Raw genomic sequence first — 23,327 nt, forward strand, 5'->3', positions numbered from 1 at the left:
AGGAGTCACAAGATGAAGAAGATTGCACTTCTCGGCGCACTGGCGCTATCCATGCTGTCCCCGCTGTCCATGGCAGATGAGGCCAAGACCCTGCGCATTGGCATCGAAGCGGCCTACCCTCCGTTCGCCTACAAGACTCCCGAAGGCAACATCACCGGTTTCGACTACGACATCGGCAACGCCCTGTGCGAAGAGATGAAGGTCAAGTGCCAGTGGATCGAGCAGGAGTTCGATGGCCTGATTCCGGCGCTGAAGGTTCGCAAGTTCGACGCCGTGCTGTCGTCGATGACCATCACCGAAGATCGCCTCAAGTCTGTCGACTTCTCCAAGAAGTACTACCACACCCCGGCCAAGCTGGCGATGAAGGCCGGCAGCGTGATCAATGATCCGCTGGTCGACCTCAAAGGCAAGAAAGTCGGCGTGCAGCGCGCGTCGATCTACGACCGTTACGCCACCGATGTGTTCGCCCCAGCGGGTGTGGAAATCGTGCGCTACAGCTCGCAGAACGAAATCTTCCTGGACCTGCAGACCGGCCGCCTTGACGCCACCATCGCCGACTCGGTGAACATCGACGACGGTTTCCTCAAGACCGACGCCGGCAAGGGCTTCGCTCTGGTTGGACCAGATTTCAATGAGCAGAAGTATTTTGGTGACGGTGCCGGTATTGCCGTACGCAAGGGCGACAAGGCCCTGGCCGACAAATTCACGGCGGCCATTGCCGGTATCCGGGCCAACGGCAAGTACAAGGAAGTGCAGGCCAAGTACTTCGACTTTGACGTCTACGGCGACTGATTTCCGCAATCAAGTCGCATATTAGTGAGAGTGGCGCAAACAGGCGGATAGCGCGCTTGTGCCACTTTTCCGTTGTGTTCCTCGGCGCCGCCCGGCGCCTGTATGAGGTACTAGAGCATGCTTGACGGCTACGGCTCGACCATTCTCGAAGGCGCCTGGCTCACCCTGCTGCTAGCCCTGTCGTCCGTTACGGTTGCCATCATTCTCGGCTTGCTCGGTGCGGCGTTCCGTCTGTCGCCGATCCGCTGGTTGGCGATGCTGGGTGAGACCTACGCCACCGTGATTCGCGGCATTCCCGATCTGGTGCTGATCCTGCTGATTTTCTATGGCGGTCAGGACCTGGTGAATCGGGTGGCACCGTTGCTGGGTTTCAACGAATACATCGATATTAATCCGTTTATCGCCGGTGTATTCACCATGGGCTTCATCTTCGGCGCCTACCTGTCGGAGACCTTTCGCGGCGCCTTCATGGCGATCCCCAAAGGCCAGAGCGAGGCGGGCGCCGCTTACGGCATGAGCGGGATCAAGGTGTTCTTGCGCATCCTGGTGCCGCAGATGATCCGTTTCGCCATCCCGGGCTTCACCAACAACTGGCTGGTGCTGACCAAGGCCACCGCGTTGATTTCGGTGGTCGGCCTGCAGGACATGATGTTCAAGGCGAAAAGCGCGGCCGATGCTACGCGTGAGCCGTTCACCTTTTACCTGGCGGTCGGCGCCCTCTACCTGGTACTGACCAGCGTGTCCCTGCTGGTGCTGCGCTATGTGGAAAAGCGCTACTCGGTCGGCACCAAAGCCGCCGATCTGTGAGCATGGGAGCGAACGCATGATCTTCGACTACAACGTGATCTGGGAAAACCTGCCGCTGTACTTCGGTGGCGTACTGGTGACCCTGCAGCTTCTCCTGATTTCCCTGGCATTCGGCTTGGCGCTGGCGATACCGCTGGGGTTGATGCGGGTGTCCAAGTCACCGCTGCTGAACTTTCCGGCCTGGCTCTATACCTATGTGATCCGCGGCACGCCGATGCTGGTGCAGCTGTTTCTGATCTACTACGGCCTGGCCCAGTTCGAGGTGGTGCGGGAGAGTTTCCTCTGGCCGTATTTTTCCAGTGCAACCTTCTGCGCCTGCCTGGCGTTCGGCATCAACACCAGTGCCTACAGTGCGGAGATTCTCGCTGGCAGCCTGAAGTCGACCCCGCATGGCGAAATCGAGGCGGCCAAGGCCATGGGCATGTCGCGGGGCAAGCTGTACCGGCGCATCCTGCTGCCCTCGGCACTGCGCCGGGCCCTTCCGCAGTACAGCAACGAAGTGATCATGATGCTGCACACCACCTCGCTGGCATCGATCGTCACCCTGATCGACATCACTGGCGCGGCACGCACCGTCAGTTCGCAGCATTACCTGCCGTTCGAGGCGTTCATCACCGCCGGGGTGTTCTACCTGTGCCTGACCTTCGTCCTGGTGCGCCTGTTCAAACAGGCCGAACGCCGCTGGCTGGCCTATCTGGCGCCACGCAAGGCCTGAGGAACTGAACATGCAACGGATCGATCATGTGTTGCCCTGGAACTGCCCCGGCACGGAACGGCGTTTAAGCGTGTTGCGCTTTGGCAGCGGCCCGTGCAAGGCCTATATCCAGGCCGCGCTGCATGCCGATGAGATGCCGGGCATGCGGGTTGCCGTGGAACTCAAGCGGCGCCTGCGCGAACTCGAAGCCCAAGGCCGCCTGACCGGCGTCATCGAACTGGTGCCGGTGGCCAATCCGATCGGCCTGGGGCAGTTGTTTCAGGCGACCCAGCAGGGACGTTTCGAGTTCGCCAGCGGCAAGAATTTCAACCGCGACTTCTTCGCCTTGGCCGAGGCCATTGCCCCGGCACTCGACGGCTGCCTGGGCGTGGATGGCCCGGCCAATGTGCGCATGATCCGTGCGGCGATGCAGGCCGCGCTGGATACCCTGCCTGCGCCAACGTCCGAGTTGCAGGCCTTGCAGCGCTTGTTGCTCAAGCACGCCTGCGATGCCGATGTGGTGCTGGACCTGCACTGCGACTTCGAGGCGGTGGTGCATCTGTACACGCTGCCGCAGCAATGGACGCAGTTGCGCCCGCTGGCCGCCCGCCTGCAGGCCGGCGCGGTGCTGGTGACCGAGGATGGCGGCGGCAGTTCGTTCGACGAATCCTGCTCGCTACCCTGGTTGCGCCTAAGGCGGCAGTTCCCCGCGGCGACCATTCCGCTGGCGTGCCTGGCGGCCACGGTCGAACTGGGCGGCATGGCCGATACCGGCAAGAAGCAGGCCGCCGCCAGTGCCGAGAGTATTCTGGCGTTTCTCGCCGAGCAGGGCCTGATTGCCGGCGATTGGCCGGCCGCCCCCGTGGACTGCTGCGAGGCCACGCCTTTCGAGGGCGCCGAATATGCCTGCGCGCCGCATGCCGGAGTGGTGAGTTTTCTGCAGCCGGTGGGAGCGCGGGTCAAGGCCGGCGATCCGTTGTTCGAGGTGATCGATCCGCTGAGCGATCGCCACAGCACCGTCTGCGCCTCCACCGACGGTGTGCTTTACGTTCGTGAACGGATGCGCTTTGCCCAACCCGGTCTATGGTTGGCCAAGGTCGCCGGTCGTACCCCTATTCGCCAGGGTCGCTTGCTCAGCGACTGATTCAAGAGAGTGGAAACCATGTACAAACTCGAAGTTCAGGATCTGCACAAGCGCTACGGCACTCACGAAGTACTCAAGGGCGTGTCCCTGGCGGCCAAGGCCGGTGACGTGATCAGCATCATCGGCTCCAGTGGCTCGGGCAAGAGTACCTTCCTGCGCTGCATCAACCTGCTCGAGCAGCCCCACGGCGGCAAGATTCTGCTCAACGGCGAAGAGCTGAAGCTGGTGGCCAACAAGGAGGGCGCGCTCAAGGCCGCCGACCCCAAGCAGTTGCAGCGCATGCGTTCGCGGCTGGCCATGGTGTTCCAGCATTTCAACCTGTGGTCGCACATGAGCGCCCTGGAAAACGTCATGGAAGCGCCGGTGCATGTCCTCGGTATCGCCAAGGCAGAAGCCCGGGAAAAGGCCGAGCACTACCTGAGCAAGGTCGGCGTGGCCCATCGCAAGGACGCCTATCCGGCGCACATGTCCGGCGGTGAGCAGCAGCGCGTGGCGATCGCCCGCGCCCTGGCCATGGAGCCGGAAGTGATGTTGTTCGACGAACCGACCTCGGCCCTCGACCCCGAGCTGGTCGGCGAGGTGCTCAAGGTGATGCAGGACCTGGCGCAGGAAGGCCGCACCATGGTGGTGGTGACTCACGAAATGGGCTTCGCTCGCGAGGTGTCCAATCAGTTGGTATTCCTCCACAAGGGAGTGGTCGAGGAGCGTGGCGACCCGCGCGAAGTGCTGGTCAATCCACAATCGGAACGCCTCCAGCAGTTTCTCTCTGGTAGCCTTAAGTGAGCGGCATACCCTCGTCCGCCCACAGAGCCTAAACTGCCCCCATGACTGCCCATCGAATCGGCTTCCTGCTTTGGCCCAACTGCAAACCCCTGACCTTGGCCCTGGCCGAGGAGGCCTTGCACGTCGCCCAGCGTGTCCACCCGGACGTGGCCTACGAACTGTCGTTCATTCAGGCCGAGCCCCCGGCCGACGGCGCCTGGCGTCTCCCGGGAGAAGCCTGGCTGGGCAAGCTGGATGGGTTGCACAAGCTCTTCCTGCTTGCCGACGAGCCGCCTGCACCCATGCCCCTGGCCTTGTCCAGCGCGCTCAAGCACCTGGTGCGTGCTGGTTGCGTGATCGGCGGGATATCCGCCGGGGTCTATCCACTGGCGCAACTGGGCTTGCTCGACGGTTACCGCGCCGCCGTGCACTGGCGTTGGCAGGACGACTTCAGCGAACGTTTCCCCAAGGTCATTGCCACCAGCCATCTGTTCGACTGGGATCGTGATCGCCTCAGCGCATGCGGCGGTCTGGCCGTGCTCGATCTGCTGCTGGCTTTGCTGGCCCGTGATCACGGCGCCGAGCTGGCTGGTGCGGTGTCGGAAGAGCTGGTGGTCGAGCGTATTCGCGAGGGCAGCGAGCGTCAGCGCATTCCGTTGCAGAACCGGTTGGGCTCCAGCCATCCCAAGCTGACCCAGGCGGTGCTGTTGATGGAGGCGAATATCGAAGAACCGCTGACCACCGACGAAATCGCCCAGCATGTCTGCGTCTCGCGGCGCCAGCTGGAGCGCATTTTCAAGCAGTACCTGAATCGGGTGCCCAGCCAGTACTACCTGGAACTGCGCCTGAACAAGGCGCGTCAGTTGCTGATGCAGACCAGCAAGTCGATCATCCAGATCGGCCTGTCCTGCGGCTTCTCCTCCGGGCCGCACTTCTCCAGCGCCTACCGCAACTTCTTCGGCGCCACCCCGCGCGAAGACCGCAACCAGCGGCGCAGCAACAGTCCCTTCGAGCTGACCTCGGCGCCGGTCGAGCGCGGCTGAGGCGGCGCAAGGTGGTGGGCATCGGCCCACCACCAGGATCAGCCTTGATCGACCTGGCGTGGAAACAACGGATTGCCGCAGCGACTGCAAAACGCCGCACCGTGCTCGTGAAAATCCTTCGCGCAGCTCGGGCAGTCGTGCCGGTGCTGGTCGCCGCCGCGCATGGCGCTGGCCAGTTCGGCGGTGAAGATGCCGGTGGGTACGGCGATGATCGAATAACCCGTGATCATCACCAGGGTCGACAGCGCCTGACCTAGCGCGGTTTTCGGCACTATGTCGCCAAAGCCCACGGTGGTCAGCGTGACCACCGCCCAGTAGATGCCTTTGGGGATGCTGCTGAAGCCATTTGCCGGTCCTTCGACCACGTACATCAGGGTGCCGAACACCGTGACCAGGGTGGCGATGGTGGCGAAGAACACGATGATCTTCTGCCGGCTACCGCGTAGCGCGGTGAGCAGGAAATTGGCCTGGCGCAGGTAGGGGCTGAGCTTGAGCACCCGGAACACCCGCAGCATGCGGATCACCCGGATGATCAGCAGGTACTGGGCGTCGGCGAACAGCAGGGCGAGGATCGCCGGCAGAATCGCCAGCAGGTCGATTAAGCCGAAGAAGCTGAAGGCATAGCGCAACGGCTTGGGCGAGCAGTACAGGCGCACCACGTACTCGATGGCGAACAGGGCGGTGAAGCCCCATTCGAGGGCTTTCAGCCAGCTGCCATATTGATCGTGAACGCTGCTCACGCTGTCGAGCATCACCACTACCAGGCTGGCCAGGATGGTCAGCAGCAGCCAGTTGTCGAAGCGTTGCCCGGCGGGGGTGTCGGTGTGGAAGATGATGATGTACAGGCGCTGGCGCCAGTTGTCTGAGCTACTCATGGTGGATTGTGTTTTCCCTTGCGACACGGCTGGCAACGACTATGCCCGCCAGCCTAGGGAGTTCTGCCGCTGCAATGCAAGCGCTGTGCGGTTGTCAGCGTATCGAGCGCCGCCGCGATCGTTTGATGGCGGCCGCAGTGGGCTGGCGTTTGTTCATAAGCTCGCAGGCGCGGCGCGCTGGCGAGCAGTCGACGGCGGCCTGGCGCAGCACTCGCTGGCTGGCCTGGATCAGCCAGCAGGCGAGGATGAAGGGCAGGGTCAGTGGCGGCAGGCCGAGGGCGCCGAAACCCGGCTGCAGGAGCAGGGCGAGGCAGATTCCCAGCAACGGCGCCCACGGCTGGCGGTGTACCTGGTGCAAGGCGATGGCCGCCAGCGCCGGGTTGTAACCATAGAGGCCGGCGAGGGCGCTGTGCTGTTCCCCGCCCTGATACAGCGCCAGGCTCAAGCCTGCGGCGGAGCCGAGCAGCGCCCAGAGAGCGGCGCGGCGATCGGCCAGCAGCACACCGAGCCACAGGCACAGCCCGGCTAGCGGTTGCTCGAGGAAGATCACCTGACCCAGGCCGCGCAGCAGTGCCTGCAGGATGGCCAGCCAGTCGAGACCATGCGCCGCCGTGACTGCGGCGCTGTGCAGCTGCAGTGGCTGCGCCAGCCACAACAGCAGCCAGCTCAGGGCGACGAAGGGCAGGGTGAAGGCCGGCAGCCACTGACGTTCGCGCATGCAGCGCATCCAGGCCGCGAGAATCAGGCTGGACAGGCCAGCGCCGAGGATGATCAGCAGTGGCAGCAGCGGCGACCAGCAGAACTGCACGCTGATCAGCATCCCCAGGAGGATGCCGTTGTAGCCGTATAACCCCGCGACGATATCGGCCTGCGGGTAGTTGCGGCACCGCGCCGTGAGCATGCTGCAGCCACCGCCGAGCACGGCGGCGCCAAGCAGCTGCGGCGCACCGATGAGGATCGCCAGCACCACCAGCAGGCCGCAGCCGGCGTGGCTGAGCAGGACAATCTGGCTGAAGCCGTTGAGTAGCGCACGCAAGCCTCGTCGCGCGCGGGGTGGCAGGGACAGCTGGTGCATGCGCGCTCGGCCTGAATACAAACCTGAATAAAAAAGAGGCGCCGATCAGGGCGCCTGGAAGTGTTCTGGCGGTTATGCAGGGGCGGCATAGGGCGCTACTCGCTGCAGGCAGTACTCCGTGGAATTGCCTGGCGGCGCAGAAAAATGGCAGGTTGTCGCTCCGCTGCGCAGTCGCCCTGCCTCCCAGCCGAACGCCGCCCGGATCGCCCTATGACTTCAATGCAGGGTTTCGATCCTCAGGCTGTTGGTGCTGCCGGGCTGGCCGAAGGGTTCGCCGGCAGTGATCACCAGGGTGTCGCCGCGCTGGGCCATGCCTTGGGCCTGGGCGATTTCCAGGGCGGTACTGGTGACTTCCTCGACCTTGTGCAGGCGCTCGTTGACCACCGAATAGATGCCCCAGGCCACCGTCAGGCGCCGAGCGGTGTTCAGGTTCGGCGTCAGGCTGAGGATCGCCGCCGTCGGTCGTTCGCGCGAGGTGCGCAGGCTGCTGGCACCGGACTCGGTGTAATTGACCAGCGCGGCCACCGGCAGAATCGAACTGATCCGGCGGATCGCGCAGCTGATCGCATCGGAGGCGGTGGCGTCGGCCTGCGGCCGGCCAACGTCGAGCTGGGCCTGGAAGTCCGGGCCGCTTTCCACCTGACGAATGATCTTGCTCATCATCTGCACCGCTTCCAGCGGGTAGTCGCCGGAGGCGGTCTCGGCCGACAGCATCACCGCGTCGCTGCCTTCGGCCACGGCATTGGCCACGTCGGTAACTTCGGCGCGGGTCGGCGCCGGGGAGAAGCGCATGGACTCGAGCATCTGCGTGGCCACCACCACCGGCTTACCAAGCTGGCGGCAGGTGCGGATGATGTCCTTCTGGATGCGTGGCACGTTTTCCGCCGGCACTTCCACACCCAGGTCGCCACGGGCGACCATGATCGCGTCGCACAGGCGGGCGATTTCTTCCAGGTGGATCACTGCCGAGGGTTTCTCGATCTTGGCCATGAGGAAGGCTTTGTCGCCAATCAGTTCACGCGCTTCGATGATGTCTTGCGGGCGCTGGACGAACGACAGCGCCACCCAATCGACGCCAAGCTCCAGGCCGAAGGCCAGGTCGCGGCGGTCTTTGTCGGTCAGCGGGCTCAGTTGCAGCACCGCCTCCGGCACATTGACGCCCTTGCGGTCTGACAGTTCGCCGCCAGCGATGACTTCGGTGATCACCGCATCGCTTTGCTTGCTGGTGACTTGCAGGCGCAGGCGGCCATCGTCGAGCAGCAGGCTCATGCCCGGTTGCAGCGCCTCGATGATTTCCGGGTGCGGCAGGTTGACCCGCTGGGCGTCGCCCGGGGTGCTGTCCAGGTCCAGGCGCAGGGTCTGACCGCGCTCCAGCATGACCTTGCCTTCGGCGAAGCGGCCGACGCGCAGCTTCGGCCCTTGCAGGTCCATGAGGATGCCGATCGGGGTGTTCAGCTGCTGCTCGACTGCGCGAACCCAGTCATAGCGCTGGGCATGGTCGGCGTGTTCGCCGTGGCTGAAGTTGAGGCGAAACAGGTTGACCCCGGCTTCGACCAACTGGCGGATGTCGTCCTGGGTTTTGATCGCCGGCCCGAGGGTGGCGAGGATCTTTACTTTCTTGTTCGGGATCATTTTTGCTGGCTCTCGAGAATCAGAATGGCGCGAAAATCGTTGACGTTGGTACGGGTCGGCCCGGTGACGATCAGCGCGTCGAGGGCGGCGAAGTAGCCATAGCCGTTGTTGTTGTCCAGTTCAAAGCTGCTGCTCAGGCCCAATGCGGCCGCATGCGCGTAACTATCGGGGGTCATCAGGGCGCCGGCATTGTCTTCCGAGCCGTCGATGCCGTCGGTGTCGCCGGCCAGGGCGTAGACCCCGGGCAGGCCCTTGAGGCTGTCGGTGAGGCTGAGCAGGAATTCGGCGTTGCGTCCGCCGCGGCCGTTGCCACGCACGGTGACGGTGGTCTCGCCGCCGGAGAGAATCACGCAGGGTGGCTGGATCGGCTGGCCGTGCAGGACCACCTGGCGGGCGATGCCGGCATGCACCTTGGCCACCTCGCGCGACTCGCCCTCCAGGTCGCCGAGGATCAGCGTGGTGAAACCGGCGGCCTCGGCCCTGGCGGCAGCGGCCTCGAGCGATTGCTGCGGCGCGGCGATCAGCTGGAAGTGGCTGCGCGCGAGGCAGGGATCGCCCGGCTTGACCGTTTCCGAGCGCGGGTCCTGCAGCCAGGCGCGTACGTTCGCCGGAATCTCGATCTGATAGCGGGCGAGGATCGCCAGGGCCTGGGCCGAGGTGGTCGGGTCGGCCACGGTCGGCCCGGAGGCGATCACCGTGGCCTCGTCGCCCGGCACGTCGGAAATCGCGTAGGTATAGACGCTGGCCGGCCAGCAGGCCTTGGCCAGGCGGCCGCCCTTGATCGCCGAGAGGTGTTTGCGTACGCAGTTCATCTCGCCGATGGTGGCGCCGGACTTGAGCAGGGCCTTGTTGATCGCCTGCTTGTCCTTGAGGCCGATGCCATCGGCCGGCAGGGCGAGCAGCGAGGAACCGCCACCGGACAGCAGGAAGATCACCCGATCACTTTCCGTCAGGTGGCTGACCAGCTGCAGTACCCGGCGCGCCACCCGTTCGCCGGCGTCGTCCGGCACCGGGTGAGCGGCTTCCACCACCTCGATGCGCCTGCAATTGGCGCCGTGCTCGTAGCGGGTCACCACCAGGCCGGTCACTTCGCCCTGCCATTCGCGCTCGATCACTTCGGCCATGGCCGCGGCGGCCTTGCCGGCGCCGATGACGATGACCCGGCCACTGCGGTCGGCCGGCAGGCAGTCGGCCAGGACCTGGCGCGGATGGGCGGCGTCGATGGCGCTGGCGAACAGCTCGCGTAACAGGCTTTGCGGATCGATGGACATGACAGGCTCTCTTGTAATCGCGGATTCAATGTCGATTCTAGTGCGCAGCGTCCGCGAGCGGGCGCTGCGCACTAGAATCGACCCACCCGGCAGTCAGGCCGTGACACCGCCTGCCGGACAGATCGAAAGGGTTGCCGGCAGATATTCCACCGGCTGGGTAGGATGGGGGGAGCGTAGCGATACCCATCGACTTAGGCATCGATCCTATCGATGGGTAGCGCAGGCTCAACCCATCCTACGGTTCTGCTCACTCGCTGCGGATATTGAAGTTGGCCATGTGCTCCAAGCCTTTGATCAGCGCCGAATGGTCCCAATTGCTGCCGCCGATGGCCGCGCAGGTGCTGAACACCTGCTGGGCATTGGCGGTGTTGGGCAGGTTCAGGCCCAGCTCGCGGGCACCGGCCAGGGCCAGGTTGAGGTCCTTCTGGTGCAGGCTGATGCGGAATCCCGGGTCGAAGGTGCCCTTGATCATGCGCTCGCCGTGCACTTCGAGGATCTTCGAGCCGGCGAAGCCGCCCATCAGGGCCTCGCGCACCTTGGCCGGGTCGGCGCCGTTCTTCGCGGCGAACAGCAGGGCCTCGGCCACCGCCTGGATGTTCAGGGCGACGATGATCTGGTTGGCCACCTTGGCGGTCTGGCCGTCACCGTTGCCGCCGACGCGGGTGATGTTCTTGCCCATGGCCTGGAACAGCGGCAGGGCGCGCGCGAAGGCCTGTTCACAGCCGCCGACCATGATGCTCAGCGAGGCCGCTCTAGCGCCGACCTCACCGCCGGAAACCGGAGCGTCGAGGTAGGCCGCGCCAGTGGCTTTGATCTTCTCGGCGAAGGTTTTGGTCGCGCTCGGCGAGATCGAGCTCATGTCGATCACCACCTTGTTCGGGCCAACGCCTTCGGCGATGCCTGCGCTGCGGAACAGCACGTCTTCAACGTGCGGGGTGTCCGGCACCATGACGATGATGAACTCGGCTTCCTGAGCGACTTCTTTCGGGTTGGCCAGGGCGATTGCGCCTGCCGCTAGCAGGTCAGCAGGTGCCGGATCGTGGTGGGTCGAGAGGAACAGTTGGTGACCTGCTTTCTGCAGGTTTTCAGCCATGGGCTTGCCCATGATGCCGGTACCGATAAATCCGATTTTAGCCATGAGGTTTTCTCCTGGTGTCGTGATGTCTGGTGAGGCCTGGCTACGTAGGATGGGTATCGCTTCGCTCCACCCATCCTGCGAGCGCTGTATGGTCAAACTGCGTTATGGGTCTTCAGCCAGCCGAGGCCGGCAGCGGTGGTGGTGGCTGGCTTGTATTCACAGCCGATCCAGCCCTGGTAACCGATCCGGTCCAGGTGCTCGAAGAGGAAGCGGTAGTTGATCTCGCCGGTGCCCGGCTCGTGGCGGCCCGGGTTGTCGGCCAACTGCACATGGTTGATGGCGGCGAGGTTCGCCTCCACGGTACGGGCCAGATCGCCCTCCATGATCTGCATGTGATAGATGTCGTATTGCAGGTACAGGTTGCTGCTGCCGACCTGCTCGCGAATGGCCAGCGCTTGCTCGGTGTTGTTCAGGTAGAAGCCGGGGATGTCGCGGGTGTTGATGGCTTCCATGACCAGCTTGATGCCGGCGGCCTGGAGTTTGTCGGCGGCAAACTTGAGGTTGTCGACGAAGCACTGCGCGACGCTCGCGCCGTCATAACCTGACGGGCGAATGCCGGCCAGGCAGTTGATCTGGCTGTTGCCCAGCACCTGGGCGTAGGCGATGGCCTGGTCGACGCCGGCACGGAATTCCTCGACCCGATCCGGGTGGCAGGCGATACCACGCTCGCCCTTGCTCCAGTCGCCGGCCGGCAGGTTGAACAGCACCTGGGTCAGGCCATTGCTATCCAGACGGGCCTTGATCGCCTCGGCTGGAAAATCATAGGGAAACAGGTACTCGACACCGCTGAAGCCGGCAGCGGCGGCGGCGTCGAAACGATCCAGGAAATCCACTTCGGTGAACAGCATGGACAGGTTGGCAGCAAAACGGGGCATGGTTGGTTCCTTTATTCGGTGCGTAGGGTGGATCTGCTTCGCGACTCCACCCCACGGTTGCATCAATCCAGCAGGGAGATGGCAGTCGGTGCGTCGGCACCGCGCTCGGCCAGTTCTTCGAACTCGTTGACCGCGTTGATCTCGACCCCCATGGAGATGTTGGTCACGCGCTCCAGGATCACTTCAACGACCACCGGCACGCGGAACTCTTCCATCAGCGCCTTGGCCTTGGCCAGGGCCGCCTGGATGTCGTTCGGCTCGAATACGCGGACGGCCTTGCAGCCCAGGCCTTCTGCCACGGCAACATGGTCAACGCCGTAGCCGTTGAGCTCCGGCGCGTTGATGTTCTCGAAGGCCAACTGCACGCAGTAGTCCATCTCGAAACCGCGCTGCGCCTGACGGATCAGGCCCAGGTAGGAGTTGTTCACCATCACGTGGATGTACGGCAGGTTGAACTGCGCGCCGACGGCCAGTTCTTCGATCATGAACTGGAAGTCGTAGTCGCCGGACAGCGCCACCACCTTGCGGCTCGGATCGGCCTTGACCACACCCAGTGCTGCCGGAATGGTCCAGCCGAGCGGGCCGGCCTGGCCACAGTTGATCCAGTGGCGCGGCTTGTAGACGTGCAGGAACTGCGCGCCGGCGATCTGCGACAGCCCAATGGTGCTGACGTAGCAGGTGTCCTTGCCGAAGAACTCGTTCATCTCTTCGTACACGCGCTGCGGCTTGACCGGCACGTTGTCGAAGTGGGTCTTGCGCTGCAAAGTGCGCTTGCGTTCCTGGCAGGATTCCACCCAGGCGCTGCGGTTCTTCAGCTTGCCAGCGGCTTGCCACTCGCGGGCCACCTCAAGAAAGGCATCCAGCGCGGCGCCGGCGTCGGAAACGATGCCCAGGTCCGGGTTGAACACCCGGCCGATCTGGGTCGGTTCGATGTCGACGTGGATGAACTTGCGCCCTTCGGTGTAGACCTCGACGCTGCCGGTGTGGCGGTTGGCCCAGCGGTTGCCGATGCCGAATACCAGGTCGGACGCCAGCAGGGTGGCGTTGCCGTAACGGTGCGAGGTCTGCAGGCCGACCATGCCGACCATCAGCTTGTGGTCGTCGGGAATCACGCCCCAGCCCATCAGGGTCGGGATAACCGGTACCCCGGTCAGTTCGGCGAACTCGACCAGCTTGTCGGCCGCATCGGCGTTGAAGATGCCGCCACCGGCGACCAGCAATGGACGCTCGGCGTCATTGAGCATGGCCAGGGCCTTCTCGGCCTGTACCCGGTTGGTCGTAGGCTTGGCCAGTGGCAGGGGTTGGTAGGCGTCGATGTCGAATTCGATCTCGGCCATCTGCACGTCGAACGGCAGGTCGATCAGCACCGGGCCCGGACGGCCGCTGCGCATTTCGAAGAAGGCTTTCTGGAAGGCGCGCGGCACCTGGCCCGGCTCCATTACGGTGGTCGCCCACTTGGTTACCGGCCCCACGATGCTGGTGATGTCGACGGCCTGGAAGTCTTCCTTGTGCATGCGCGCCCGCGGCGCCTGGCCGGTGATGCACAGGATCGGGATGGAGTCGGCGCTGGCCGAATACAGGCCGGTGACCATGTCGGTGCCGGCAGGGCCGGAGGTACCGATGCACACACCGATGTTGCCGGCGTTGGTGCGGGTGTAACCCTCGGCCATGTGCGAGGCGCCTTCAACGTGGCGAGCCAGGACGTGGTCGATGCCGCCGACTTTATTCAATGCGGCGTACAGGGGGTTGATGGCGGCGCCGGGAATACCGAACGCAGTGTCAACGCCTTCGCGGCGCATCACCAGTACGGCTGCCTCGATTGCTCTCATTCTGGCCATTAGCTTGTGCCTCATTTGTTATCAAATTGTATACAAAACATCTGGCATGGATTCTATTCAGAGCATGACTTCGCGGTCAAGATTTTTTCTGGACTAAGGCCGCTTCGAGCAGAACTCTTTTAAAACGCGTGTTTGAGGGGGGATGCCCCGGGGGAAAGGCGAGCGACGAGCATATATGTATACAAACGAGACTTGTATTGTATCTGGCTATTGCGTTTTTTGTTTCTGGTGGGATAGTTGGGCGGACTTTGAATGGCCTGGCTGCGCGGCCGGCAACTACGCAGCCAGGCACCTCGTTTCACCTATTACTCTTAGGAAGGGCTACTCATGAGCACGTTGAACCTGATTACCGCGACCCACATCAGCCACCGCGCCCTGGCGATCGGCCGGGAAATTTGCGCGGCACCCCTGACCGTGGCGATCCTCGATGGCGGTGGCCACCTGATCAGTCTGCAGCGTGAGGACGGCGCGAGCCTGCTGCGCCCGCAGATTGCTATCGGCAAGGCCTGGGGCGCCGTGGCGCTGGGCAAGGGCTCGCGAGCCATTGCGGCAGACGCGCAGCAGCGGCCGGCCTTCATCGGTGCGCTGAATAACCTGGCCGACGGCAAGCTGGTGCCGGCGCCGGGTGGTGTCTTGATTCGTGATGAGCAGGGCGAAGTGATCGGCGCCATCGGTATCACCGGCGACACCTCGGACATCGACGAGCAGTGCGCGATTGGCGCGGTGGAGTCGGTGGGGCTCAAGGCCGATGCCGGGGGCGCGGCCTGAGCCAGCGGGAAAGGCTTTAGCCGCGACGAGAATTCTGACCGTTCGCCGCTAAAGCGCCGCCCACTGCGCCCGCGGGCAGTGCGGGCAGCTACAAAAAACGCTGAATGCTTTGCAGGCATTCAGCGTTTTTTATGCTCGCGCTTAGCCCAGAGGAGGGCGCACAACAGGGCTCAGGCTCAGGCTCAGGCTCAGGCTCAGGCTCAGGCTAGGCGCGGGTGACCTGCTCGGAGGCGCTGGGCTGGTTTGCCTCGATCTCGCAGCCCTTGATCACCAGGCGGATGATGGTCTGGGCGGCGGCTTCGTAGTCGGCGTCGTCCAGGCTGGCCTTGCCGGTGACAGTGGCGATCTGCCAGTCGAAGTCGGCATAGGTCTGGGTCGCGGCCCAGATGCTGAACATCAGGTGATGCGGATCGACTTTGGCCATCAGGCCCTGGTCGATCCAGCGCTGGATACAGGCGATGTTGTGCTGGGCCTGGGCGTTGAGCTGCTCGGCCTGTTCGGTGGACAGATGCGGTGCGCCGTGCATGATCTCGCTGGCGAATACCTTGGAGGCGGAAGGCAGCTCGCGGGAAATGCGGATCTTCGAGCGGATATAGGCCGTCAGCACTTCCGCCGGTTTGCCGGGCTGATTGAACGGCGCCGACGCCTCCAGCAGCGGTTCGATGATGCTTTCCAGCACCTCGCGGTAGAGGTTCTCTTTCGACTTGAAGTAGTAATAGACGTTGGGCTTGGGCACGCCGGCCTTGGCGGCGATATCGCTGGTCTTGCTGGCGGCAAAACCCTGGTCGGCGAACTCTTCACTGGCTGCGCGCAAAATCAGCTCTCTGTTGCGCTCGCGAATACTGGTCATAAGCCCCTGTGCTTCCATGTGCCACCCGGCGCTGGGCGGCGGTCGGGCATGGTAGCACCGGCGTTGTGCGCGGCTCAAGCTGACCCTGTGGTCAGATTATTGTGTACAAAAAAATGCATTTCTGTTTCTATCTGTCTCCTGAATTTCATAACAATAATGTCTCGACTCCTTGCATGCAGGAGACTCGCTGTGGACCACGCGCAACTGCTCGACCCTTTCGGTCGGCGCATCACCTACCTGCGATTGTCGGTTACCGACCGCTGCGACTTCCGTTGCACCTACTGCATGAGCGAGGACATGGTCTTCGCCCCGCGTGCGCAGATTCTCAGCCTGGAAGAGCTCTACGCCGTGGCCGATGCCTTTATCGGTCTGGGGGTCAAGCGCATCCGCATCACCGGTGGCGAGCCGTTGGTGCGCAAGAACCTGCTCAGTCTGTTGAGTCGCCTGGGCCGGCGCCCGGAACTGGACGACCTGGCCATCACCAGTAACGGCTCGCAGCTGGCCCAGCTGGCGCCGCAACTGCGCGCCGCCGGGGTCAAGCGCTTGAATATCAGCCTCGACTCGTTGAACCGCGAGCGCTTCGCCGCCTTCACTCGGCGCGATAAGCTCGACCAGGTGCTGGCCGGCATCGACGTGGCGCGGGCGGCGGGTTTTCGCAAGATCAAATTGAACTGCGTGGTGCAGAAGGGCCGCAACGACGATGAGGTTCTCGACCTGGTGGAGTACGCCATGGCCCGCGGTCTGGATATCAGCTTTATCGAGGAGATGCCGCTGGGCAGCGTCTCCAGTCACCAGCGCCAGGACACCTTCTGTTCCAGTGACGAGGTACGGGCGCGCATCGCACAGCGCCATGGGCTGGTGCGCAGCAGCAAGCAGACCGGCGGGCCATCGCGCTACTGGCAAGTGGTCGGCAGCGATACCCAGATTGGCTTCATTTCGCCCCACAGCCACAACTTCTGCGGCGACTGCAATCGGGTGCGGGTCACCGCCGAAGGCAAGCTGGTGCTGTGCCTGGGCCACGACAATGCGCTTGATCTCAAGGCGTTGATTCGCCGTCACCCAGGCGACGGCCTGCGTCTGCGCCAGGCCTTGCTCGAGGCCCTGCAACTCAAGCCCGAGCGCCATCACTTTGCGGCCGATGCGCAGGTGCAGGTGCTGCGTTTCATGAGCATGACCGGCGGCTGAGTTCCTGGGTAGCCGCCGCCCGCTGCCCCCAAGAACCCGTTAGACCCCATCAACATTAACCTGGAGGGTTGCTGTGAAGCCTACTCGCGTCTGCAGTTTGTTCGCCGTGCTGTTCTGTGCGGCTACTCATGCCGAAAGTTACGTCATCGGCGTCGAGGACATGGCCTTCGCGCCGCATTACAGCGTCGACAGTCAGGGTCAGTATCAGGGCTTTGCCCGCGAGCTGTTCGATCTGTTCGCCCGGCACAGTGGGGTGCAGTTGAGCTACCAGCCGTTGCCGGTGAAACGCTTGTTGTCGGCCCTGTTGCAGGGCGAGGTGGATTTCAAATACCCCGACAGCAGCAACTGGGCGCAGGCGCAGAAGGCCGGTAAGGATCTGCATTACAGCCAGGCGGTAGTCGGCTATGTCGACGGCGTGCTGGTCGCGCCAGAACGCCAGGGCCAGCCGGTGGAGCTACTCAAGCGCCTGGGCATGGTTAACGGCTGGACCCCCTGGGGGTATCAGGCGCGTATCGACGCCGAGCAGATCCAGCTGACCTACAGCGAGGATTTGCGCAAGATGATCCATCAGGTGCTGAAGCAGGATGTCGACGGCGCCTACTTCAATGTGGTGGTGGCGACCCATTACCTCGACAACATCCGCGCTCGTCCCGGTGCCTTGGTTTTCGATCCGAAGTTGCCGAACACCCGCGGCACCTTTCACCTGTCCACCCTCCGGCATCCGCAGTTGCTTCAGCGTTTCGATCGTTTCCTTGTCGAGCAGCAGGCCGAGGTGGCGGCGCTCAAGGCGCAATACCGGGTCGAGGCCAACCTGGATTCCGAGTTCATTGGCATGGAGCAGTGGAAGGTGGACTTTCTCAAGCGGCAGAAGGCCAAGTCTGCCGAGTAGCGGGGCGCGCAGGCCCCAGCCGCCAACGGGTGGCAAGCGACCGGTCGGCCCGCTGGCACGGCGCAAGTCTTCTATGCTTGCAGGGAGAGGGCATGACGCGGCCTGGCCATTGCTCGCCTGAATCTTGCTTGGTGGGCGGCTGATTAGCCGTCCGCTGGTCTGCAATGAGAGTAGCCAGGCGCTCTGCTCGCCAGGTTGCGATGTGCAGCACAGGAGGCCCTGAAATGATCGATCCTGCCTTGCAAGTTCAGATTGATGCGGCCAATGCCTACCAGGCATTGTTTGTCCCGGCGCTGTTTCAGGAGTGGGCACCGTGGGTGGTCGCCGCCGCCAATATTCAGCCGGGTGAGCGGGTGCTGGATGTCGCCTGTGGCACCGGTGTCCTGGCTCAGGCCGCGCTTGCCTGCGTTGGCCCTGGTGGCGCCGTCGCCGGCCTGGACGCCAACCCCGGCATGCTGGCGGTGGCCGCCCGGCTCGAGCCGGCGATCGACTGGCAGGTGGGGCTGGCCGAAGCCCTGCCGTATGCCGACCACAACTTCGATGCCGTCATCAGCCAGTTCGGCCTGATGTTTTTCAGCGACCCTGTGCAAGCCCTGCGCGAAATGCTTAGGGTCGCGCGTCCGGGCGGCCACCTGGCGGTGGCCGTGTGGGATTCGCTGGCGCATACCCCGGCCTATGCGGCGGAAGTCGCCGTGCTGGCGCGCATCGCCGGTGAGGATGCGGCGGCCGCCATGCGCGCGCCTTTCGCCCTGGGCGACCCGCAGCGGCTGGCGGCATTGTTCTGCGACGCTGGGATCGCCGCGCCAAACATCGTGACCCACACCGGCACCGCGCATTTTCCGAGTATTGGCGCCATGGTCGAGGCGGATCTGCGCGGCTGGTTGCCGGTGATGGGGGTGACTCTGGATGAGCCGACCATCGCCCAGGTACTGGCCGAGGCGGAGCAGGCGCTTGGCCGCTATGTCACCGCGGATGGCATTGTGCAGTTCGACTCGCCGGCGCATATCGTGCGGGCAACCAAGGCCAGGTAGGCCGGCCGCGCCTGGTGAGAGCGGCGCATAAAAGATGCATTAAAAAGGGCAAGCATGCCTGGCATGCTTGCCCTTTACCTTGCCACTGCCGCCTATCCGGCAGTGGTTCAGTTCGTTGCCGTCAGAAGTGGTACTTGACCAGGGCCTGTACGGCGGTCTGGTCGAAACCGTCGGTGGAACCGTCGATGGGTTTGATCCCGTATTTGTTGTGCCACATGTTCACTTCAGTGCCGACGTAGAGCTTGCGTTCCTTGCCGAACAGCGCCTTGCCCGCATCCCATTTGACCTGGATCGAGGAGCCGACCGAGGTCTGGGTGCCGGCATCCTTGGAGGGCGAGCGCCAGTCGATGTAGCCGTCGACCACGAAGTCCTGCTCGCCGATGGCGAAGGGGTAGGCACCGGCCACGGTCAATTGGGTCGCGTGGCCATTGCCCGCGTCGCTGGCCTTGAAGTCATGGTCGAAGAAGATGTGGTTGTTGATCTTGACCCGGTACAGGTTGGTCTTCAGATAGGTGAAACCGGGCACGTCCCAGTCGAAGCCCAGGCCGTACAGGTAGTTCTCGGTAGCTGGGCCGCCGTTGCCCTTCTCGTAGGTGAAGGCAGCCTTGACGTCCTTCAGCGGGCCGGCGGACAGGTCCTGGCCGGTCAGCCAGCTGAGGCTGACCCGCGGCGAGAACTCCATGTAGTAGAAGTCGCTCTTGTCCTTGACCTCGAGGTTGCCGTAGTTGCTGCCGCGGGCCTGCTCGATATCGGCATCGATGTAGTCGAGGAAGTAGAAGACATCGCCCCAGGCCCAGCCGCTGGCGTGCTCGAAGGTGAAGGTGGTCTGCGAACGCTGTTCCCCACTGTTGAAGTTGAGGCGCTGGAAGTTGCTGCCGTAGAGGTAGCTCAGGCTGTTGTCTTGCCAGTACAGCATGTCGCCGGCAAGGGCCTGTTGGCCGGCCAGCAGGCCGGCAGAAAGCGCAATGCAGTGAGGCAGATGCTTCAGATTCATCGGGTTTTCCTTATTGTTGGGACTTGCAGGGGTCACCACCCTGCGGCGAGCCGCAGGGTGGTATTGGCACAGCACGGGTGATTCAGCCGGCCTGATTGGCCGGGCTCAGGCCATTGCCGGGAGCGCTCGACGGTTGGTCGGGCTCGGCGTGCCGCGGGTTTTGCAGCACGCTGTGCAGATGGGCTTCGGGCTCGTAGTCGTTCTCTGCCAGCGGTTGATGTTCTTCCGGCAGAAAGAAGTTCAGCAGGATGGCGCTGAAGGCGCCGATGGTGATCGGCGAGCCGAAGATGTTTTTCAGGGCGTCGGGCATCTGCGACAGCGCCTCTGGCACGGCAGCAACGCCCAGGCCCAGGCCGAGGGAGATGGCCACGATCAGCACGTTGCGGCGGTGCAAACCGGCCTCGGTGAGGATCTTGATTCCGGCCACGGCGACGGTGCCGAACATGATCAGGGTGGCGCCGCCCAGCACCGGTTTGGGCATCAGCTGCAGCACCGCGCCGACCGCCGGGAACAGGCCGAGCAGGACCAGGAGCGCGGCGATGTAGAAGCCTACGTGGCGGCTGGCTACACCCGTCAGCTGAATCACCCCGTTGTTCTGGCTGAAGGTGGTCATCGGCAGGCTGTTGAACATGGCGGCCAGCGCCGAGTTGCAGCCGTCGGCCAGCACCCCGGACTTGATTCGGCGCAGGTACAGCGGGCCGCTCACCGGCTGCTTGGAAATGATCGAGTTGGCGGTCAGGTCACCGGCGGTCTCCAGCGGCGTGATCAGAAAGATCACGGCAATCGGCACGAAGGCCACCCAGTCGAAGTTGAAACCGTACTTGAACGGCACCGGTACGCTGACCAGCGGTACCTCGGTCATTTGCGCGAAATCCACCTGGCCGGTGTACCAGGCCACACCGAAGCCCAGGGCCAGGCCAGCGATCACCGCGCTGAGGCGTACCGACTGGGACTGGAAGCGGTTGAATACCACGATGGTGACCAGCACCAGGCCGCCGAGGGCCAGGTGGTGCAGCGCGCCGAGGTCCGGGGCGCCGAAGCCGCCGGCGATGTCGGTCATCGCCACCTTGATCAGTGACAGGCCCATCAGGCAGATGATGGTGCCGGTGACCACCGGGGTGATGACCCGGCGCAGCTTGTTGATGAACTGGCTGAAGGCGATCTCGACGAAGGCGGCGCAAAAGCACACGCCGAAGAGGGTCGAGAGGATTTCCTCCTCGCTGCCGCCACGGCCCTTGACGATAAAGCCGGCGCTGAGGATCACGCTGAGGAAGCCGAAGCTGGTGCCCTGCAGGCACAGCAGGCCGGAACCTATGGGGCCGAAGCGCTTGGCCTGGACGAAGGTGCCAAGGCCGGAGACGAACAGCGCCATGCTCACCAGGTAGGGCACATGGGCGCCTAGGCCGAGCACGCTGCCGATGATCAGCGTCGGCGTGATGATGCCGACGAAGGCGGCCAGCACGTGTTGCAGGGCGGCGAAGAGCGCCGGGACAAAGGCCGGGCAATCATCGAGTTGATAGATCAGGTCGTTGCTAGCCGCAGACGGAGCTGGGGCGTGGGTAGTGCGAGTCGTGGTCATGTCAGAGCCTGCCAGTTGTTTTTATATGGTCATGGGCTTGCACGAGGCTTCACGGCGCCTCTGTCTGATCGGCGCTATAAGCTGTCTGTTCGGTCAGAATTTGCGACTATAGCAATTTGGTCACAGGGTTAGAAACAATTTATTTTATTATTGTGTACAAGATTTTCTGCGGTGCGCAGCGGGTGTCATGGCTGGCAGTCGGGTGCCGCTGCAGATGAGGTATTACTCACGCCCGGGGGATATCGATGTCGCGATTTCGCCCGAGGCGTAGGGCGACCCGGGTCGGTTCCGCTCGGCGCGCAGCGTCAGTCAGGCCTTGCGACGCGCCCAACAGCCCGGGTGCACTGGCGGTAGCGAGTGTCCGCGGGATTGGCGAATGGTGTCGGGGCTCGGCTGAGCGTTTGTTGACAACCGCTCAGTCGTCTGTTCGGAGGCCGCGGGCGACGTGCTCGGCGAGGCCGGTACCGGCCTCGCTCATGGTCAGGTAGGTGCGGTCGGCGCCGGCGGCCTGAATGCGCTGGGCCATGTCTTCATACAGCGCGTGGGCGACGATCAGTCCCTTGAAGCCGCGTTCGCGCAGCTTGTGGGTGGAGATGATCTTGGCTTCCTGGTCGTTCATGGCCAGGATCACCGCCTCGATTGCCGGCATCTCCAGGCTCTGCCAGAACACCTGGTCTTCGGCGTCGGCGAATTGCACCCGGCGCCCGGCCTTGGCGCTCAATTCGATCATCCCCGGGTCGGAGTCCAGGCTGGACAGCCTGAAGCCCTTGTCCTTGAGGTGATCGTAGGCGGCGCGGCCTGTGCGGCCCATGCCGATGATCAGGATCTGTGCATCGCCCAGCGAGATCGGCTGTTCGTCGGGATGGCGGATGTCGCGTTCAAACGGAATCAGGCGCCTGGCCAGGCGCTCGTAGAGCGGGTGGACGAAGCGGTTCAGTTGCGCGGAAATGACGAAGGACAGGGCCACGCTGATGGCCAGGGGGGTGAGCCATTGTGGCAGCACCACGCTGGCCACGATCAGGCCGAACTCGCTGTAGTTGGTCAGGCTGATGCTGCTGAGAAAGGCGCTACGCGCGCGTAGCCGGAACATCAGGAACAGGCCGAAGAACAGCATGCCCTTGAGCGGTAGCAGCAGTGACATGACCACGGCGAAGATCATGCCATTGGTGTCCGGCAGGCCACCGATGCCAATCTGCAGGAAGAAGCCAACCAGGAACACTTCCTTGATGCCCCACAGCGAGTTGGACAGCTCGACGGCACGCTTGTGTTTGGCCAGCAGGGCGCCAAACGCCAGGGCGCCGAGTTCGGAACTGAGCCCCAGCGACTCGAAGCCATAGCCGCCGACCACCAGCGCCAGCAGCAGCCCCAGCAGCACCATGAGTTCCTCGTGACCGCTGGCATCGAGCAAACGGTACAGCAGCGGACGCAGCAGGGGCAGGGTGAACACCAGCAGCGCCCAGGGCGAAGGGGCGTCGCCGTTGGCCAGGCTCATCACCAGCAGGGCGATCAGGTCCTGGATGATCAGTACGCCGATGGCTACCCGGCCGTGAAAGGCGCGCAGCTCGCGCCTGCTCTCCAGCACCTTCGCGGCCAGCACGGTACTGGAAAAGGAGAGGGCGATGGCCAGCAGTAGGCCTTCCTGCCAGGGCAGGTCGAGGATCAGCAGGATGGCCGGCAGGAAAATCAGGCTCGATATGGCGAAGTGCAGCAGCCCTCCGCCAATCACCTCGCGCCTGATCAGGTTGCTCGGCTTGAGCTTGAGACCGACGGTGAATAGCAGCAGGAGTACACCGAGGTGGGCTATATGTTCCAGCGCTGCACTATCGCCCGGGCCTATGCCGAGGGGCTCGCCGACAATCGCCAGGACGAAGCCCGCCGCCAGGTAGCCGATCAGTGGCGGCAGGCCGATGGCGCGCACTGCCAGGCCCATGAAGAAGGCGAAGGCGATCCAGGTGGCTGCGATCATGGGCTGTCCTTATCGGCGTGAAGCATCGGGCTAGAGCTGGGCATTGTACCGGGCCAGCAGAAGGCCATGTCTAGCGTGGCGCCGTTTGGGTGCAAATAGAGTCGGACAGGCGTGTGCAG

General features: G+C 63.7%; 21 protein-coding genes. 10 read left to right on the forward strand and 11 right to left on the reverse strand.

Going from position 1 to position 23,327, the window contains the following annotated elements; all coding sequences use genetic code 11:
- The first annotated feature begins 12 nt into the window (after positions 1-12).
- The 6 genes from PH586_RS15985 (at position 13) to PH586_RS16010 (ending at position 5,242) form a co-directional block, all read left to right on the forward strand.
- Complete coding sequence (locus PH586_RS15985) at positions 13-792, forward strand: ABC transporter substrate-binding protein (protein WP_271348753.1); 780 nt, start codon at positions 13-15, stop codon at positions 790-792.
- A 117-nt stretch (positions 793-909) separates the two neighbouring features.
- Positions 910-1,599 carry an ABC transporter permease gene (locus tag PH586_RS15990; RefSeq protein WP_271348754.1) on the forward strand — a complete coding sequence of 230 codons (690 nt, stop codon included), beginning with the start codon at positions 910-912 and terminating at the stop codon, positions 1,597-1,599.
- Between the two features lie 16 nt (positions 1,600-1,615).
- On the forward strand, positions 1,616-2,314 hold the full coding sequence (locus tag PH586_RS15995; RefSeq protein ID WP_271348755.1) for an ABC transporter permease: 699 nt from the start codon (positions 1,616-1,618) through the stop codon (positions 2,312-2,314).
- Positions 2,315-2,324: 10 nt separating this feature from the next.
- The gene (locus PH586_RS16000; RefSeq protein WP_271348756.1) at positions 2,325-3,437 is read left to right on the forward strand and encodes a succinylglutamate desuccinylase/aspartoacylase family protein; all 1,113 of its coding nucleotides are present in this window, start codon (positions 2,325-2,327) and stop codon (positions 3,435-3,437) included.
- Between the two features lie 18 nt (positions 3,438-3,455).
- Positions 3,456-4,220 carry an ABC transporter ATP-binding protein gene (locus PH586_RS16005; protein ID WP_271348758.1) on the forward strand — a complete coding sequence of 255 codons (765 nt, stop codon included), beginning with the start codon at positions 3,456-3,458 and terminating at the stop codon, positions 4,218-4,220.
- Between the two features lie 41 nt (positions 4,221-4,261).
- Positions 4,262-5,242 (forward strand): GlxA family transcriptional regulator, encoded by a 981-nt coding sequence (locus PH586_RS16010; protein ID WP_271348759.1) that lies wholly within the window; start codon positions 4,262-4,264, stop codon positions 5,240-5,242.
- Between the two features lie 38 nt (positions 5,243-5,280).
- On the opposite strand, the gene PH586_RS16015 is transcribed toward PH586_RS16010, so the two are convergent.
- The 7 genes from PH586_RS16015 to gcl all read right to left on the reverse strand — a co-directional run bounded on the left by PH586_RS16015 (position 5,281) and on the right by gcl (position 13,946).
- Entirely contained in the window at positions 5,281-6,117 is an 837-nt protein-coding gene (locus PH586_RS16015; protein ID WP_271348760.1) for an ion transporter, read from the reverse strand.
- Between the two features lie 94 nt (positions 6,118-6,211).
- Positions 6,212-7,192, reverse strand: coding sequence for an urea transporter (locus PH586_RS16020; RefSeq protein ID WP_271348761.1), 981 nt, complete (start codon positions 7,190-7,192; stop codon positions 6,212-6,214).
- A 216-nt stretch (positions 7,193-7,408) separates the two neighbouring features.
- The gene (gene pyk / locus PH586_RS16025; protein WP_271348762.1) at positions 7,409-8,824 is read right to left on the reverse strand and encodes a pyruvate kinase; all 1,416 of its coding nucleotides are present in this window, start codon (positions 8,822-8,824) and stop codon (positions 7,409-7,411) included.
- Positions 8,821-10,095 carry a glycerate kinase type-2 family protein gene (locus tag PH586_RS16030; RefSeq protein WP_271348763.1) on the reverse strand — a complete coding sequence of 425 codons (1,275 nt, stop codon included), beginning with the start codon at positions 10,093-10,095 and terminating at the stop codon, positions 8,821-8,823. The genes pyk and PH586_RS16030 overlap by 4 nt, the downstream gene beginning before the upstream one ends.
- Positions 10,096-10,342: 247 nt before the next feature.
- Positions 10,343-11,233 carry a 2-hydroxy-3-oxopropionate reductase gene (locus PH586_RS16035; RefSeq protein ID WP_271348764.1) on the reverse strand — a complete coding sequence of 297 codons (891 nt, stop codon included), beginning with the start codon at positions 11,231-11,233 and terminating at the stop codon, positions 10,343-10,345.
- A gap of 92 nt (positions 11,234-11,325) precedes the next feature.
- Positions 11,326-12,108 (reverse strand): hydroxypyruvate isomerase, encoded by a 783-nt coding sequence (gene hyi, locus PH586_RS16040; protein WP_271348765.1) that lies wholly within the window; start codon positions 12,106-12,108, stop codon positions 11,326-11,328.
- Between the two features lie 62 nt (positions 12,109-12,170).
- Complete coding sequence (gene gcl, locus PH586_RS16045) at positions 12,171-13,946, reverse strand: glyoxylate carboligase (protein WP_271348766.1); 1,776 nt, start codon at positions 13,944-13,946, stop codon at positions 12,171-12,173.
- A gap of 327 nt (positions 13,947-14,273) precedes the next feature.
- On the opposite strand from gcl, the gene PH586_RS16050 reads away from it, so the two are divergent.
- A complete protein-coding gene (locus tag PH586_RS16050) occupies positions 14,274-14,714 on the forward strand; it encodes a GlcG/HbpS family heme-binding protein (protein WP_271348767.1) in 441 nt (146 codons plus the stop codon).
- Between the two features lie 205 nt (positions 14,715-14,919).
- Here PH586_RS16050 and PH586_RS16055 read toward each other — a convergent pair whose 3' ends face one another.
- A complete protein-coding gene (locus PH586_RS16055; RefSeq protein WP_271348768.1) occupies positions 14,920-15,564 on the reverse strand; it encodes a TetR/AcrR family transcriptional regulator in 645 nt (214 codons plus the stop codon).
- A gap of 156 nt (positions 15,565-15,720) precedes the next feature.
- Between PH586_RS16055 and moaA the strand changes: the two genes are divergently transcribed.
- The 3 genes from moaA (at position 15,721) to PH586_RS16070 (ending at position 18,669) form a co-directional block, all read left to right on the forward strand.
- Positions 15,721-16,749: a GTP 3',8-cyclase MoaA gene (moaA, locus tag PH586_RS16060; protein WP_408636958.1), complete on the forward strand. Its 1,029-nt coding sequence runs from the start codon at positions 15,721-15,723 to the stop codon at positions 16,747-16,749.
- A 73-nt stretch (positions 16,750-16,822) separates the two neighbouring features.
- Complete coding sequence (locus PH586_RS16065) at positions 16,823-17,638, forward strand: substrate-binding periplasmic protein (protein ID WP_271348770.1); 816 nt, start codon at positions 16,823-16,825, stop codon at positions 17,636-17,638.
- A gap of 224 nt (positions 17,639-17,862) precedes the next feature.
- Positions 17,863-18,669 carry a methyltransferase domain-containing protein gene (locus PH586_RS16070; protein ID WP_271348771.1) on the forward strand — a complete coding sequence of 269 codons (807 nt, stop codon included), beginning with the start codon at positions 17,863-17,865 and terminating at the stop codon, positions 18,667-18,669.
- 121 nt (positions 18,670-18,790) lie between these two features.
- Here the strand turns inward: PH586_RS16070 and PH586_RS16075 are convergent, their stop codons facing one another.
- The 3 genes from PH586_RS16075 to PH586_RS16085 form a co-directional block, all read right to left on the reverse strand.
- A complete protein-coding gene (locus PH586_RS16075) occupies positions 18,791-19,663 on the reverse strand; it encodes an outer membrane protein OmpK (RefSeq protein WP_271348772.1) in 873 nt (290 codons plus the stop codon).
- 82 nt (positions 19,664-19,745) lie between these two features.
- Positions 19,746-21,242 (reverse strand): nucleobase:cation symporter-2 family protein, encoded by a 1,497-nt coding sequence (locus tag PH586_RS16080; protein WP_271348773.1) that lies wholly within the window; start codon positions 21,240-21,242, stop codon positions 19,746-19,748.
- Positions 21,243-21,657: 415 nt separating this feature from the next.
- A complete protein-coding gene (locus PH586_RS16085) occupies positions 21,658-23,208 on the reverse strand; it encodes a cation:proton antiporter domain-containing protein (RefSeq protein ID WP_271348774.1) in 1,551 nt (516 codons plus the stop codon).
- Between the last annotated feature and the right edge of the window lie 119 nt (positions 23,209-23,327).

It is taken from the genome of Pseudomonas aestuarii, assembly GCF_027988105.1.
Classification (GTDB): Bacteria; Pseudomonadota; Gammaproteobacteria; order Pseudomonadales; family Pseudomonadaceae; genus Aquipseudomonas; species Aquipseudomonas aestuarii.

What these genes read in the sequence shown, in the direction of transcription:
- PH586_RS15985 (WP_271348753.1), top strand. Translation starts at nt 13, where the DNA reads ATGAAGAAGATTGCACTTCTCGGCGCACTGGCGCTATCCATGCTGTCC.
- PH586_RS15990 (WP_271348754.1), top strand. Translation starts at nt 910, where the DNA reads ATGCTTGACGGCTACGGCTCGACCATTCTCGAAGGCGCCTGGCTCACC.
- PH586_RS15995 (WP_271348755.1), top strand. Translation starts at nt 1,616, where the DNA reads ATGATCTTCGACTACAACGTGATCTGGGAAAACCTGCCGCTGTACTTC.
- PH586_RS16000 (WP_271348756.1), top strand. Translation starts at nt 2,325, where the DNA reads ATGCAACGGATCGATCATGTGTTGCCCTGGAACTGCCCCGGCACGGAA.
- PH586_RS16005 (WP_271348758.1), top strand. Translation starts at nt 3,456, where the DNA reads ATGTACAAACTCGAAGTTCAGGATCTGCACAAGCGCTACGGCACTCAC.
- PH586_RS16010 (WP_271348759.1), top strand. Translation starts at nt 4,262, where the DNA reads ATGACTGCCCATCGAATCGGCTTCCTGCTTTGGCCCAACTGCAAACCC.
- PH586_RS16015 (WP_271348760.1), bottom strand. Translation starts at nt 6,117, where the DNA reads ATGAGTAGCTCAGACAACTGGCGCCAGCGCCTGTACATCATCATCTTC.
- PH586_RS16020 (WP_271348761.1), bottom strand. Translation starts at nt 7,192, where the DNA reads ATGCACCAGCTGTCCCTGCCACCCCGCGCGCGACGAGGCTTGCGTGCG.
- pyk (WP_271348762.1), bottom strand. Translation starts at nt 8,824, where the DNA reads ATGATCCCGAACAAGAAAGTAAAGATCCTCGCCACCCTCGGGCCGGCG.
- PH586_RS16030 (WP_271348763.1), bottom strand. Translation starts at nt 10,095, where the DNA reads ATGTCCATCGATCCGCAAAGCCTGTTACGCGAGCTGTTCGCCAGCGCC.
- PH586_RS16035 (WP_271348764.1), bottom strand. Translation starts at nt 11,233, where the DNA reads ATGGCTAAAATCGGATTTATCGGTACCGGCATCATGGGCAAGCCCATG.
- hyi (WP_271348765.1), bottom strand. Translation starts at nt 12,108, where the DNA reads ATGCCCCGTTTTGCTGCCAACCTGTCCATGCTGTTCACCGAAGTGGAT.
- gcl (WP_271348766.1), bottom strand. Translation starts at nt 13,946, where the DNA reads ATGGCCAGAATGAGAGCAATCGAGGCAGCCGTACTGGTGATGCGCCGC.
- PH586_RS16050 (WP_271348767.1), top strand. Translation starts at nt 14,274, where the DNA reads ATGAGCACGTTGAACCTGATTACCGCGACCCACATCAGCCACCGCGCC.
- PH586_RS16055 (WP_271348768.1), bottom strand. Translation starts at nt 15,564, where the DNA reads ATGACCAGTATTCGCGAGCGCAACAGAGAGCTGATTTTGCGCGCAGCC.
- moaA (WP_408636958.1), top strand. Translation starts at nt 15,721, where the DNA reads ATGTCTCGACTCCTTGCATGCAGGAGACTCGCTGTGGACCACGCGCAA.
- PH586_RS16070 (WP_271348771.1), top strand. Translation starts at nt 17,863, where the DNA reads ATGATCGATCCTGCCTTGCAAGTTCAGATTGATGCGGCCAATGCCTAC.
- PH586_RS16075 (WP_271348772.1), bottom strand. Translation starts at nt 19,663, where the DNA reads ATGAATCTGAAGCATCTGCCTCACTGCATTGCGCTTTCTGCCGGCCTG.
- PH586_RS16080 (WP_271348773.1), bottom strand. Translation starts at nt 21,242, where the DNA reads ATGACCACGACTCGCACTACCCACGCCCCAGCTCCGTCTGCGGCTAGC.
- PH586_RS16085 (WP_271348774.1), bottom strand. Translation starts at nt 23,208, where the DNA reads ATGATCGCAGCCACCTGGATCGCCTTCGCCTTCTTCATGGGCCTGGCA.